Origin of the sequence: Alteromonas portus (assembly GCF_005117025.1) — a bacterium.
In the GTDB taxonomy this organism is placed as follows: Bacteria; Pseudomonadota; Gammaproteobacteria; order Enterobacterales; family Alteromonadaceae; genus Alteromonas; species Alteromonas portus.
The window spans coordinates 396,274-409,921 of record NZ_SWCO01000005.1; the positions used below are offsets into that span (position 1 = coordinate 396,274).

Genomic DNA, 13,648 nt, shown 5'->3' on the forward strand with positions numbered 1-13,648 from the left:
CGTGGTGAACGTTGTGTTTTATACGTTTAATTTAGCTGTGCACGATGTGCGGCGCCTCGACAAGTAGTGGAATATAAAAGCTAATGTTTTCAAGCATCCTTCGAAAAGTATTCGGTAGCAGAAACGACCGACTATTAAAAAAATTACGCAAAAACGTAGATGCCATTAATGCACTGGAAGCAGAATTTGAAAAGCTTTCTGATGAGGCGCTAAAGGCTAAAACTGACGAATTCAAAGCACGTATTGAAAAGGGTGAAACCCTTGACAATATTCTTGTTGAAGCCTTCGCTACCGTGCGCGAAGCGAGTAAACGGGTATACGGCATGCGTCACTTCGACGTGCAGATGCTAGGCGGTCAAGTACTTCACGAAGGTAAAATTTCAGAAATGCGTACGGGTGAAGGTAAAACCCTTACCGCTACTTTGCCAACCTACCTTAACGCTTTGTCAGGCAAAGGGGTTCACGTTGTTACCGTGAACGACTACCTTGCTCGCCGTGACGCTGAGTGGAGTAACCAGTTATTTACTTTCTTAGGCATGCGCGTTGGCTGTAACGTACCTGGTATGTCGCCTCAGCAAAAGCGTGAAGCTTACCAAGCAGACGTCACCTATGGTACGAACAACGAATTTGGTTTTGACTACCTTCGTGACAATATGGCGTTTAGCCCGCAAGATCGCGTTCAGCGCCCGCTAAATTACGCCGTAGTGGACGAAGTTGACTCAATTCTTATTGACGAAGCCCGTACGCCGCTAATCATCTCAGGTCAGGCCGAAGATAGCTCAGAGCTATATCGCCGTATCAACACCATTATTCCTAAGCTTGTTCAGCAAGAAAAAGAAGACGAAGAAGGCCAAGAAGGCGATGGTGATTACACGATTGACCTTAAAGCCAAACAAATACACCTTACCGAGCGCGGTCAAATTCACGTTGAAGAAATACTTCAGCAAGAAGGCATGCTACCTGAAGGTGAGTCGCTGTTTGCTGCAGGTAATATTTCACTGCTTCATCATATTAACGCTGCGCTTCGTGCACATAAGCTATTCGCTAAAGACGTAGACTACATTGTAAAAGACGACCAAATTGTAATTGTTGACGAGCACACCGGCCGTACGATGGAAGGCCGTCGCTGGTCTGAAGGTCTGCATCAGGCTGTAGAAGCGAAAGAAGGGGTTCGTATTCAAAACGAAAACCAAACCCTTGCGTCAATTACCTTCCAGAATTATTTCCGCTTGTATAACAAGCTTGCGGGTATGACAGGTACAGCAGATACAGAAGCCTTCGAATTTAACCATATTTACGGCCTGGAAACGGTAGTTATCCCAACTAACCGCCCTATGCAGCGTAAAGATATGGCTGATCTCATCTACCTAACGGCAGAAGAAAAGTACGAAGCCATTGTTGAAGACATTAAAGAGTGCGTTAAACGCGGTCAACCTACCCTTGTAGGTACAGTATCTATCGAGAATTCAGAACTTATCTCTCGCATTCTTAAGAAATCGAAGATTCCTCACAAGGTACTAAACGCTAAGTTCCACGAACACGAGGCGGATATCGTTGCTCAGGCAGGTAAACCTGGTGCGGTTACGATTGCAACCAACATGGCGGGTCGTGGTACTGATATCGTGCTAGGTGGTAACTGGCAAGCAGAAGTAGAGAAGCTTGAAAATCCAACTGAAGCGCAAATCGAGAAGATCAAAGCCGAATGGAAAGAAAGCCATGACGCTGTTCTTGCTTCAGGTGGTTTACACATTATTGGTACAGAGCGTCACGAGTCTCGCCGTATTGATAACCAGCTTCGCGGTCGTTCGGGCCGTCAGGGCGACCCGGGTTCAAGCCGTTTCTACCTGTCATTAGACGACGCACTTATGCGTATCTTTGCCTCTGAAAAAATGGGCAATATGATGAAGCGTTTGGGTATGGAGCGCGGTGAAGCCATTGAGCACCCATGGGTAACTCGGGCCATTGAAAATGCACAGCGTAAGGTAGAAGGCCGTAACTTCGATATTCGCAAGCAATTGCTTGAATACGATGATGTAGCCAACGATCAGCGTAAAGTTATTTACGAACAGCGCAATGAACTTCTTGATGAAGGCGATATTAGCGAGACTATCGCAGCTATTCGTGAAGATGTTATTTCAAGTGTTGTCGATGAGTACATTCCGCCACAGTCTCTTGAAGAAATGTGGGATGTGAGTGGACTTGAAGAGCGCATGCGCGCCGATTTCGCCGTAGACTTGCCAATTAAGACTTGGCTTGAAAATGATGACAAGCTTTACGAAGAGAAGCTTCGAGAGCGCATTCTAGGTGAAGTCGTGGATGCTTATAAGCAGAAAGAAGCGGTAGTGGGCGAGCAGGTACTGCGCCAGTTTGAAAAAGCGGTAATGCTTCAAAACCTAGACAGCCATTGGAAGGAGCATTTGGCGGCAATGGATCACCTGCGCCAAGGTATTCATTTACGCGGCTATGCGCAGAAAAATCCTAAGCAAGAATACAAGCGTGAGTCGTTTGCTTTGTTCTCACAAATGTTAGAAGCGCTTAAAGTTGAAGTGATCACTATTCTTGCGCGTGTAAAAGTACAAGCTGAAGAAGACGTGCAAAAAGTAGAAGAACAACGTCGTCAAGCTGACGATGTGCCTAAGAACTTCGAGCACGAAGAAGCGAACGCAACGCCAGAAGAGGCAAGCGACAAAGTACGTACGCAAGTTCGCGAAGGTGCGAAAGTAGGCCGTAACGACCCATGTCCTTGTGGCTCTGGTAAAAAGTATAAGCAGTGTCACGGTAAGCTTAAGTAATGAAAGTGGTACACGTTGCTGTGGGCGTTATCGCCCGCGGCGATGATATATTTATTACTCTTCGCCCTGACAATGTCCATCAGGGCGGAAAATGGGAATTTCCTGGCGGTAAAGTAGAAGCCGGTGAAACTGTACTTCAGGCGTTAAAACGTGAGCTTGCTGAAGAAGTTGGGATTATTGTGAACCGCAGTGAACCTGTGATTGTGATCACCCATGATTACGGCGACAAGCAAGTTAAACTAGATGTTCATCGCGTGTGTGATTTTTCAGGTGAGCCCCATGGCAAAGAGGGGCAGCAGTCTCGATGGGTAAATGTGAAAGCACTTAACGCCTCTGACTTTCCAGAAGCTAACGTTCCTATTATTAGTGCACTGCAGTGAATGCGATCTAAATAGCAACAAATCAAAGCGGCCAATGGCCGCTTTTTTATTATACCTAAGTATAAACTGCTCATTTTGAAACATTTTCTTTTCAAAAAAAGCACACTTCTAACCAGATTATTAGACTTTTGTACTTTGACAAAATTGCCATTCTCGCCTTGCATAACATCTAATATATAAGTTTTTGTTTTTATATGGCAATGTCAAAAAGTGCCATTTGTGACTTTAATGACATTTTTAGTTTGGGGCGCAAGAATTTGCGTGTTGGGTGCTTGTTTTTATATAAACGTATACGGATTTATACTTTTAGCGGTCGAGATTTAAACGATATTTAAAGGGTGCATTAACAGCCATTTATATATCGAGGTTAATTATGGCGCTCAAAAAATCATCTGACCCAGTAGCCGCACCTGCCGTTCGCGTAGATGCAAAAATGAGAAAAGAAGCGGAAGAGGAGCGCCGCAAAGCGAGAACGTTAGCAAGGCAGCAACAGGCAGCAGAGCGAGTAGCTTCGGCTACAACAGAGTTAGCCAGCGGTATTAACCAGGCATCAAGTGCCACCGACCAACTCTCAACGGCGGTTAACGAGATTGCCGCCGGGGCCGAAGAGTCAAGCAGTGCAAGCCAAGAAAGCTTAGCGGCTATCACTCAGATTTCAGGTGGCCTGGTTGCGCAGCTTGAATTGGCAGGCTCGACAATGGACAAAACCAACGAGCTTCAAACTTACCTTGAGCGTGTGGTTGGCGATTTAAGCACCATGATGACCAGCGTTAAAACTGCGTCTGAGCATCAATCACGCTCAGTGGTGATGATGAGCGAGTTAGAGCAACAAGCATCGAACATCGGCGAAGCTGTAAAACAAGTGACCCGCATTGCCGATCAGACTAACTTGCTAGCGCTTAACGCTGCTATTGAAGCGGGACGGGCTGGTAAGCACGGAAAGGGATTTGCCGTAGTCGCTGATACGGTGCGCGCACTCGCAGAAGTCTCCGATAAGAGCGCTGCTGACATAGCCAAACAAATAGAGCGTATTCAAGAGCAATCAAATCGAGTCTCTGATGCGGTTAAATCGTCTTCAGAAGCAGCGCTTGAGGAAGTGACTAAAGGCGAAGCGGTTACCGAACAGCTTACAACCATCAAATCAGACATGCAGAGTATTGCCGATGGTGCAGATGAACTACAGGCACAGGTCAAGAGTATGGATGCCGCAGCCAAAGAAATTCAAACCGGTTCAGAAGCAATCTCGTGTGCTGCCGACGAGCAGTCAACTGCAGCCCAGGAAGTGTCATCTAATGTCTCTGAGCAGAGCGTAGCTTTATCTCAGGCTGAACAGGCCGCACAGTCACTAGAAATAATCACTGAAGAGCTTAAAAACAGTACAGACATTAATAAGAGCGCAGAAGAGGTGGCATCGTCAGCAGAAGAATTGTCAGCAACCCTTGAAGAAATCAATCGTTCATCCAGTGAAATCATGACGGCACTGACCCAAGTTAATAATGGCTCGCAACAAGCGGCAAGCTCTGTCGACCAAGCCGTAGGAAATATCGACCTGTTAAGAGAAGGCGTTGATAAAGCTTCAGCGCAGTGTGATGTAGCGTTAGAGAAAGGGAATGCTATTACTGGATTGCTTAAAGAAAACCGTGCGTTGATTGAGGGAATGGTTAGCGGCATAAACCTCGCCCTTGAAACTAGCAAGGAAAATGTGAGTGCCATCAGTGAGATGGAAGTCATGACACGTCAAATAGATAAGGTTATCGATACTATCACCACAGTATCAGTGAAAACCAGCATGCTGGCGGTTAATGGTGCGGTAGAAGCGGCGCGAGCAGGTGAGTATGGCAAAGGTTTTGCGGTTGTGTCAGCAGATATTCAAAGCCTAGCTGATGAAGCGGCTGAAAACGTAGAGCAGATAAAAGACCTCATCAAAGCCATTCAAGATCAAACCATGAGCGTGAAAACTGACTTAACAAACGTTGCTGAAAGCGCGTATAGAGAGGTCATGAAAGCGAAGCAAACGACGCAAGATGTCGAACAAATTGCGACTGACATCAACGAAGTTGTGCAATATAACCAAGCGATGAAAGAGCGGGGTGAAGAAATTGCTGCCGGTGTTACACAGGCCCAGCGTGGGCTAGAGCAAATTGCGACAGCAAATGAGCAAGCGAGCAGTAACTGTCAGCAGGCACTCAACGCGGCCGACCAGCAAAGTAAGGGCATGGAGATACTGGCTAAGTCTATTGAAGAAATCGCTTCAGTAGCAGATGAAATGCAAAACGGCTAATCCATCGCCCTAGGCTTTAACGAGGAGCTGCCTCATGAGTAACGATAACACTTTTGACGAAACTGAACGCAATACAGAACAAGCGGCGGACGGCGAACAACAGTTTGTCTCCTTCTTGGTCAACAAAGAGCGTTTTACTTTTCCTATGTTGTCCGTAGGGGAAATTATTCGCGTGCCGACAATGGTGTCGGTACCGCTGGGGCCGCCGCAAATGATTGGTTTAGCTAATCTTCGTGGGAATGTATTGCCCGTTTATGACCTAAGCGCGATTTTGCTGGGAACCCAAACACAAACAAGTGATGTGACTCGCGTTATTGTCGTTGAGTCTGAGCTTGGCAGCGTTGGTTTCTTGGTCGATAGAGTACTTCGTGTGTACAGCGCACCTAACGACACAGTCATTGATAAATCGGCAATGACAGACTCTATCGCCTATGACTATATGCTGGGCATCATCAAACAAAGCGACCAGCCAGTCGAGCAAATTCTAGATGTATCTGCACTTGCTAAGGCGCAAGCTGTGACTAAGCAGGACGGTAATGCCATGCAGTTGTCGGGAATGAAACGTATTGATAACGACGAAGTTCAAGAAGCCGAAGAGGATGACAGTCTACAGCAGCTAGTTTGTTTTTCTCTTGAAGAGCAAGAGTTCGCTTTTCATCTCCAAGACGTAGAAGAAATCGTGCGAGTACCTTCAGAAATTTCTCAGTTGCCAGACAGTGCGCCAGCAGTGTTGGGGTTGGTAAATCTTCGTGGCCGCATTATCCCAATTGTCGACCTTTCCAATGCTATTGGCATGATGCATACCGATATCAATGAAGCCTCGCGAATAGTGGTAACGCAAAACAGTGAGTACGGCAGTGTAGGCTTTGTCGTCGCTAAAGTTAGTAATGTGGTGTCTATATCTGATTCAGAGCTAGAGAGTGTACCTTCAGTATGTAATGACGGCGCGGAATCAGGCTTGCTAGAAGCAGTATATCGCAGCGATGGCGGCAAACGACTAGTGTCAATTATTAACCTTTCTAATATCTACGGTCGTGCATTAATGAGCGCACTTAGCAGCATTGAAGACGATATCAAGCAGGAGTCGCAAATGAGCGAAGGCAATGATGTGACTATCGATGAAGATGATTGCGAACAATACGTCATCTTTTGGATTAACGGGCAAGAATATGGCGTGAGCATTGACGATACTCAAGAGATTACGCGCGTGCCTGAAAAACTAGAAAGTGTGCCGAGCACGCCCGATTACTTAAAAGGAATTGTGAACCTTCGTGGTACGGTGCTGCCTGTCATCGACTTGCGCAGTCGCTTGGGTATGCCTAGCAGCGAGACCTCAGAGCGCCAGCGCATTGTTGTTCTAACCAAAGACAAGCAGCGCACGGGGTTCATCGTCGATGGTGTGGCGGAAGTAAAAACGGTGGTAAGACAAACCATCGAAAATGCGCCGTCACTCTCTGATATGCAGTCAGAGTTTTTAAACCGCTTGATAAAACTTAATGACGAAAAGCGCATCATTCAGATCATCGAACCCAATGTGTTACTCAATGACAATGCCGTAGCCGCGGCACAACAGCAGTGTTAAGAAGACGATTGAGGTAGTGTATGACAGTTAAAGTACTTATCGTTGATGACTCTGCGTTAATGCGAAAGCTGTTTACTCAACTCTTTGAAAAAGAAGGATTTGTTGTTCAGGTGGCGCGTAACGGCGAAGAGGCATTGACGAAAGCCGTAGAGTTCGAACCCGACTGCATCACCTTGGATATAAATATGCCGGTAATGGACGGCATGACCTGCTTAGCCATGCTAAAAAAGCTGTATCCATGCCCAATTATCATGGTGTCCTCTTTAACGCAGAAAGGTGCAACTATCACCTTGGAAGCACTCGCCCTTGGCGCCAGTGACTTTGTGCTTAAAACAGGTGGTACAGTTACGCGGGATATATCTGATTTAGCGGTACCTCTGGTAAACAAAATAAACGCGTTAGCGAAAACCGGTAAACCCCAGCGTCCCACCATTAAAGCGCCGCCCGTTGTCAAACAAAGGGTTGTGCGAAACACGAGCAGTGCGGCCTATGAAATAGTACTAGTGGGTGTCTCAACGGGGGGACCGAAAAAGCTGGAACATTTGGTCGCAAACCTGAGTCCGGCCCTTCCTGTTCCAGTTGTTATTTCTCAACATATGCCCGCGTCTTTTACCAGTGCGCTGGCAAAGCGTTTAGATGGACTTAGCCCACTCAATGTCGTTGAAGTGAATAGAAAAATGCCTATTCAACCGGGCACTGTTTACTTGGCCAAAGGGGACGCGGACCTAGCGTTTTCAAAAGTAGGCAGTGAAGTGTCGGCGCGCCCTGTACCATCTAGCCCCAGCTTTTTGTGGCACCCCAGTGTAGATCGAATGGTAGATAGCGCACTCAACTGCTACAAGCCGCTTTCCATGCTGTGTGTTCAACTAACTGGGATGGGCTGTGATGGGGTTGCCGCAATGAGTAAAGCATTCAAAGAAGGAGCAACAACTATCGCGGAGAGCGAAGCCACGTCGGTCGTGTTCGGTATGCCCAAAGAGCTTATCGAAGCAGGCTGCGCCAGTTTTGTACTAGACAGTCCAAAGGTCGCATCGAAATTAAATGCGCTTTGTCGTTAATAGGAGTAGTAAAAATGGGTTTGAAAAAGAAAGTGGAGCCTGTTGCCAATATTTCTGAAGACTTTGAAGAAAAGCGCGAACACCCCAGAACTACAGAACAATTGGTTAGCGACTTAAATTCAGACGACTGTGACGTTCGCCGATGGGCGGTAAGAGATTTGAGTGGTCAGAAAGACGCCCACGATGTGTTTCTCAGCAGACTGCCACACGAAGACGACCCTACTGTCATCGAGGCACTTTTTAGTGCTCTTGAACATGACATATCAGAAAGTCACGCGTCACAAGTGCTTACTATGCTCAAGAGCGAACATGTACAGCTTCGAAACGGGGCTATAGAACTCATGCAGCAAAATCCAGATATATTCGCCGCTAACGTGAATATGTTGATGCATGACGACGACCCCGATACACGTATTTTCTGTGTGGATATTATTGGCGCAGTGGCGCACATTGAGGCAGTAAACTGGCTACATCAGTTTGCACTTAACGATGACAATGAAAATGTAGTCGGTACAGCACTAGATAAACTCGCCGAAATTGCCGACGTATCTACGTTAGAGATATTGCAAACCGTAGAAAGTCGATTCCCAAATCATAGCTATATCCAATTTGTTATTTCATTGATACGAAACCAAGTAAGGGGCGGTGATGAGTAACGCAGTGCTAGAAAAAATAGATGCTGCCGACTTTGAACGGTTCCGCTCTATGTTTTATCGAAAAACGGGCATTCACTTTGAAGATTCAAAGCGCTACTTCGTTGATAAGCGTCTTCATGAGCGGATGAAAGCCACGGGCCACACAACGTTTAAAGGCTATTTTACCTATATGCGTTTTCAAGCATCGGGTGAAGAGTTCCAAAATCTTGTGAATTCGATGACGGTGAATGAAACCTATTTCTTTCGCGAAGAATACCAGTTTGAGGCAATGGTACGAGACATCATGGATGAGCTAGATGGTTACCGTGCGCCAGGAGAAGATTTGAGAATTTGGTCAGTTCCCTCAAGCACGGGAGAGGAGCCATACTCCATTGCAATATACCTTATTGAGTATTGGAAAGGCCTAGCACACAGAGATGTAGAGTTGGTTTCATCTGATATCGACAGCAACGTGCTGGCTTCAGCAAAGAAAGGGCTCTATTCAAAACGTTCTGTACAGAATATCCCGCTGCCTCTCGTCAAAAAATACTTCAAAGAAGTCAATGGACAGTACCAGCTAAGTGAAGATATTCGTGAGTCGGTGTCATTCACGTTGGCTAATATTTTGTCGGGCAGCAACATGAAACAGTTTCGGCATTTTGACCTTATTTTTTGTCGCAACCTGCTTATTTATTTTGATGATGAATCTCGAAAGAAAGCGGCACACGTGCTTTACGACGCCATGAAGCCTGGCGGCTATATCTTTTTGGGGCACAGCGAGTCGATGAGTCGAATTTCGTCAATGTTTAAGGTTCGCAAGTTTGGCGATGTGATTGCCTATCAAAAGCCACTTGCAGGAGGGGCTTAACATGAAAACAGTAATGATTGTTGATGATGCCTCTACGGTAAGAATGTTCCATAAAATGCTGGTATCTACTCCTGACAGGATCATTGAAGAAGCCGAAAACGGTGTCGAGGCGTTAGAAAAAGCCATAGGTACGCAGGTCGACTTGTTTCTCGTTGATGTGAATATGCCAAAAATGGATGGCTATCGACTGTGTAAAGAGATTCGCCGCAACGATGCCTTACGCGCAGTGCCTATAATCATGATCAGCACAGAGTCGGCTAATCAAGATGCTGAGCGCGCTTATCAGTGCGGTGCAAATTACTACATGACCAAACCTGTCGATGCAGACATGCTGAAGTCGGTGGTGAGTGCAGTGATTGGAGAGAGTGCCAATGAGTGAATTACTTGATGTCTTCATAGGAGAGTCGCGAGAAAACTTAGAATCGGCAAGCCAAGAGCTGTTAGCAATTCAATCGTCTGGACCAGCATCAGAACGCGTAGATAAAATCTTCCGGGACTTACACACCATTAAAGGGTCGTCTGACTTATTTGATATTAAACCTTTAACTCGGTTAGCCCATGCAGCAGAGGACTTGCTCGATAGTGTAAGAGCTAACGAAGTTGCTTTTAGTGACGATATAGGCGACCTACTGCTTGAAGCCTTAGATCAAATTTCGATATGGTTTGACGAACTAGAGGTGGGCTCACAAGACCTAGAGCAGTGGCAACCCATCTCGGTTAACCTAGGGGCACAGTTAAGGCATTTTATCGACCCTAATGGTTTAGACTCGCCTGGTAACGAAAATAACGCTGCACATAATGATTTGACATCATCAGATGATAAAGCCCTCACTGACGAACAAAGAGACATGTTGGCGGCTTTCAGTGATAACGCTGACCTTAAGCTTTTAAGTCAGGTCGAAGGGCCATTTTGTTACCATATTAAATACACGCCAGATGAAGGTTGTTTTTTTCGGGGTGAAGACCCTATAAATGTGGCGCTTGCTTTACCGGGTCTTAAAGCGTTCAACATAGATATGCCCGAACTTAACCATGATGCCGATATTTACAACTGTGTGACCAATATCGAAGCACTTGGTTGTGCAGATGCAGACGCAATTAAGCAGCACATGGCTTATTACGAAGGGCAATATTCCCTTACGGTATTTACTAGCCACGCTTTAAGAGCAAGTTGCGTAGATAAAATCAAAGATAATGTTGCCCTCATTGCTGATCAAACGTTATCGGATGCACTGAAAGAGAATGATCTTGAGCAGGTGCACGCGAGTGCAGGGCTGTTGCTTGCTTCCCAGGACGTAAGTGATGCTTCTTTTGATGATGCGAAGCGCGCGGTGCTGAAATGCTTATCGACAGCAGGCGAACTCGACTTTCTGAATCGGGACGCGCAAGCCAATGAAAGTGGTAGTGAAGATACTCATATTGATAAGGACAGTACTGCATTTAGCGCAGAAAGTACTTCTACCGACAGCACGGCTGGCAAACTTGGCGACGATAGCCCACAGGAAGCTGGAGGAAATTCACCACATGCTTCTGTGCTGTGTGGAAAAACGTTAGCGCCCCATGAAAAAGCAATCCTTACACAACAGCTCACGCTTTTGAATTCAGACAGCTATAAGTCAGAGTTCATGTTCCCCTCTATCGCAGGGCTGGTAGGAAATATCTTAGGCGAAAACTTTAGCGACGAAGACGCCGTGGCCGTTGCCATTTGTAATGCGCTAGATGACGAAACAATTAAGGAGCAAGCCGATGAAGTACAAAAGCAACAAAGCGCAGAAGAAACATCAGTAGAAGCATCGCAGACCGAGCATACGGCAGAGAGCGCTGAAGCTGTGAGCGACACTAAACCCTTAAGCAGCGCAGAAGACAATGCACAGCCAGTAAAAACCGAGCGCCAAGCAGTTAAGATGCTAAAAGTCGACCAAGCTAAAATCGACTACTTAATGGATATTGTTGGCGAACTCACGGTGGCGAAAAACTCATTGCCTTATCTGGCCAAACAAGCCGAGGAGGAAGGAGGAAGCAGAAAGCTTAGTAAGCAAATTAAAGCACATTTTTCTATTGTTAATCGCTTAACTGAGTCGCTGCAAAGTGCAGTATTGCAAATACGCATGGTACCTGTCTCTCATGTATTCCAACGCTATCCTCGCTTAGTGAGGGACTTAGCGAGGAAGCTCGATAAAAAAATTGAGCTTTGTATGCAGGGGGAAGACACCGAGTTCGATAAAAACTTAATTGAATCACTTTCAGAGCCGCTTATTCATTTATTGAGAAACAGCATCGATCACGGTATTGAGTCACCGTCTGAACGGATTGCAGCGGGCAAGTCAGAAATGGGGCGTATTGACCTTATTGCTACGCCTCTTGATGACAGCGTAATTATTGAAATCCGCGATGATGGTAAAGGGATAGACCCACAAAAAATTAAACTACTCGCCTTTCAAAAAGGGGTCATCAGCGAAGCTCAACTAGAGAGCCTAGACGATAACGAAGCCCTACAGCTTATATTTGCTGCTGGTTTTTCTACCTCAGAACAAGTCTCAGATTTGTCTGGACGCGGCGTCGGTATGGATGCGGTAAAAACAATGGTAAGCCAAGCAGGCGGCACTATCGAAATGCACAGCGAAGTAGGCGTAGGTACTACTTTCAAATTGCTGCTACCTCAAACTATGTCGGTTAACCGTGTAATGATGTTTGAAGTAAACGACCAAATGTTTGGTGTGGGAATGGATGCGGTGGTGGAAACTGTGAAAGTGCCCACCTCAGACATTCAGCGCATTCGCAACGAACAGGTTCTTGTTATTCGAGAAAAGCTAATACCACTGTGTAATCTGCGCGACGCATTGGGTTTTGAAGATGCAGAGGAAAAAGAAGAGCACTCAATTTTGGTGGTAGCAACACCACAGGGAGAGTTCGGATTAATCATCGATAAATTTCATGAGGGTATTGATGTTATTCAAAAACCTCTTGAAGGGGTGCTAGCGGGATACGCGCACTTTTCGGGAACAGCGTTGCTTGGTGACGGGCGTGTGCTGTTAATCATCAATGTACAAGAGGTGTTAGCCCAATGCCTATAGCGTTCAAAAAGAAAGTGGCGGTGATGACCGGACATTGCGAAATTGAAGAGGCAGAAAGTCTGTTTGCCTGGCTAAACGAAGAAGTCTCTCGGCAAGTTAACTTAAAGGCCTTAGTCAGTGCGCACACTGCGGTATATCAGGTACTGCTCGCAAAAAAGCCAAAAGTCAGTGTGTGGCCAGAATCTGAAAAGCTGATTTGGCTCACTAAAATGATGAATAACAAAAGTAATGTGTGGTGCGAATGAAAGTGATCACGGTGGCTAATCGCAAAGGCGGTACAGCAAAAACTACAACGGTAGTAAACCTTGCTTATGGTTTCGCCCAAGCGGGTAAACGAGTTATGGTCATAGACCTTGATAATCAAGGGCACGTGATGCATGGCTTAAAAGCGCTTGGATGTGCACCACAAAACGAGATTACCGAATTACCAATTAGCCACTTTTTCACGTCAGTAGTGAAATGCTCAGAAAACATTTACGCAACCAATGTCGATACGAACAAGGCCAATACGAACGATAACATTACTTTAGACACTTTACGCAATTGGTGCGACTCAGTTCCTGTTACAACACATTTCGACATTGTGTTAATCGATACACCACCGACCCTGAGTCCGCAACTGATGGCCGCGCTATCAGCCGCTACCGACATTATTATTCCCGCTACGCCTTTACCGCTTGCCACTGACGGCGTGCAAAAATTATTAACGGCCTGCAGAAACGCTATGGCGGAGCGAAAGTTCAGAGCGACTAGGCTTACCATTTTACCCGTAATGGTTGAACAAAATTTAAAGCTTCACCGGCAGGAACTTAGCGGCTGGTATGAACGCTACGGGCGTAACAAGGTGCTGGTTCCCATAAGAAAGAGTATCAAATTAGCCGAGGCATTTGCTCAAAACAAACCCGTTTTTGCTTATGCACCTCACAGTCGTGGCGCACACGACTATACTGAATTATGTAAACAATTAATCGGCTAGAA

At 46.0% G+C, this 13,648-nt stretch carries 11 protein-coding genes; all 11 read left to right on the forward strand.

The window, feature by feature from the left end:
• Positions 1–83: 83 nt before the first annotated feature.
• Positions 84–2,792: a preprotein translocase subunit SecA gene (gene secA / locus E5672_RS09680; RefSeq protein WP_136782004.1), complete on the forward strand. Its 2,709-nt coding sequence runs from the start codon at positions 84–86 to the stop codon at positions 2,790–2,792.
• Entirely contained in the window at positions 2,792–3,172 is a 381-nt protein-coding gene (gene mutT / locus E5672_RS09685; RefSeq protein ID WP_136782005.1) for an 8-oxo-dGTP diphosphatase MutT, read from the forward strand. Before secA ends, mutT begins: the two co-directional genes overlap by 1 nt.
• 373 nt (positions 3,173–3,545) lie before the next feature.
• Positions 3,546–5,453, forward strand: coding sequence for a methyl-accepting chemotaxis protein (locus tag E5672_RS09690; protein ID WP_136782006.1), 1,908 nt, complete (start codon positions 3,546–3,548; stop codon positions 5,451–5,453).
• Positions 5,454–5,487: 34 nt separating this feature from the next.
• Complete coding sequence (locus tag E5672_RS09695; protein ID WP_136782007.1) at positions 5,488–7,035, forward strand: chemotaxis protein CheW; 1,548 nt, start codon at positions 5,488–5,490, stop codon at positions 7,033–7,035.
• Between the two features lie 20 nt (positions 7,036–7,055).
• A complete protein-coding gene (gene cheB / locus E5672_RS09700) occupies positions 7,056–8,093 on the forward strand; it encodes a chemotaxis-specific protein-glutamate methyltransferase CheB (RefSeq protein WP_136782008.1) in 1,038 nt (345 codons plus the stop codon).
• A 14-nt stretch (positions 8,094–8,107) separates the two neighbouring features.
• On the forward strand, positions 8,108–8,749 hold the full coding sequence (locus E5672_RS09705; RefSeq protein WP_136782009.1) for a HEAT repeat domain-containing protein: 642 nt from the start codon (positions 8,108–8,110) through the stop codon (positions 8,747–8,749).
• Complete coding sequence (locus E5672_RS09710; RefSeq protein WP_136782010.1) at positions 8,742–9,596, forward strand: CheR family methyltransferase; 855 nt, start codon at positions 8,742–8,744, stop codon at positions 9,594–9,596. Before E5672_RS09705 ends, E5672_RS09710 begins: the two co-directional genes overlap by 8 nt.
• A 1-nt stretch (position 9,597) precedes the next feature.
• On the forward strand, positions 9,598–9,975 hold the full coding sequence (locus E5672_RS09715; RefSeq protein ID WP_136782011.1) for a response regulator: 378 nt from the start codon (positions 9,598–9,600) through the stop codon (positions 9,973–9,975).
• Positions 9,968–12,670, forward strand: a complete 2,703-nt coding sequence (locus E5672_RS09720) for a chemotaxis protein CheA (protein WP_136782012.1) — start codon at positions 9,968–9,970, stop codon at positions 12,668–12,670. The genes E5672_RS09715 and E5672_RS09720 overlap by 8 nt, the downstream gene beginning before the upstream one ends.
• Complete coding sequence (locus E5672_RS09725; RefSeq protein WP_136782013.1) at positions 12,661–12,915, forward strand: hypothetical protein; 255 nt, start codon at positions 12,661–12,663, stop codon at positions 12,913–12,915. The genes E5672_RS09720 and E5672_RS09725 overlap by 10 nt, the downstream gene beginning before the upstream one ends.
• On the forward strand, positions 12,912–13,646 hold the full coding sequence (locus E5672_RS09730) for a ParA family protein (RefSeq protein WP_136782014.1): 735 nt from the start codon (positions 12,912–12,914) through the stop codon (positions 13,644–13,646). Before E5672_RS09725 ends, E5672_RS09730 begins: the two co-directional genes overlap by 4 nt.
• Positions 13,647–13,648: the final 2 nt, after the last annotated feature.

Excerpts from the sequence above, each read along its gene's own strand:
- secA (WP_136782004.1), top strand. The coding sequence starts at position 84 with ATGTTTTCAAGCATCCTTCGAAAAGTATTCGGTAGCAGAAACGACCGA.
- mutT (WP_136782005.1), top strand. The coding sequence starts at position 2,792 with ATGAAAGTGGTACACGTTGCTGTGGGCGTTATCGCCCGCGGCGATGAT.
- E5672_RS09690 (WP_136782006.1), top strand. The coding sequence starts at position 3,546 with ATGGCGCTCAAAAAATCATCTGACCCAGTAGCCGCACCTGCCGTTCGC.
- E5672_RS09695 (WP_136782007.1), top strand. The coding sequence starts at position 5,488 with ATGAGTAACGATAACACTTTTGACGAAACTGAACGCAATACAGAACAA.
- cheB (WP_136782008.1), top strand. The coding sequence starts at position 7,056 with ATGACAGTTAAAGTACTTATCGTTGATGACTCTGCGTTAATGCGAAAG.
- E5672_RS09705 (WP_136782009.1), top strand. The coding sequence starts at position 8,108 with ATGGGTTTGAAAAAGAAAGTGGAGCCTGTTGCCAATATTTCTGAAGAC.
- E5672_RS09710 (WP_136782010.1), top strand. The coding sequence starts at position 8,742 with ATGAGTAACGCAGTGCTAGAAAAAATAGATGCTGCCGACTTTGAACGG.
- E5672_RS09715 (WP_136782011.1), top strand. The coding sequence starts at position 9,598 with ATGAAAACAGTAATGATTGTTGATGATGCCTCTACGGTAAGAATGTTC.
- E5672_RS09720 (WP_136782012.1), top strand. The coding sequence starts at position 9,968 with ATGAGTGAATTACTTGATGTCTTCATAGGAGAGTCGCGAGAAAACTTA.
- E5672_RS09725 (WP_136782013.1), top strand. The coding sequence starts at position 12,661 with ATGCCTATAGCGTTCAAAAAGAAAGTGGCGGTGATGACCGGACATTGC.
- E5672_RS09730 (WP_136782014.1), top strand. The coding sequence starts at position 12,912 with ATGAAAGTGATCACGGTGGCTAATCGCAAAGGCGGTACAGCAAAAACT.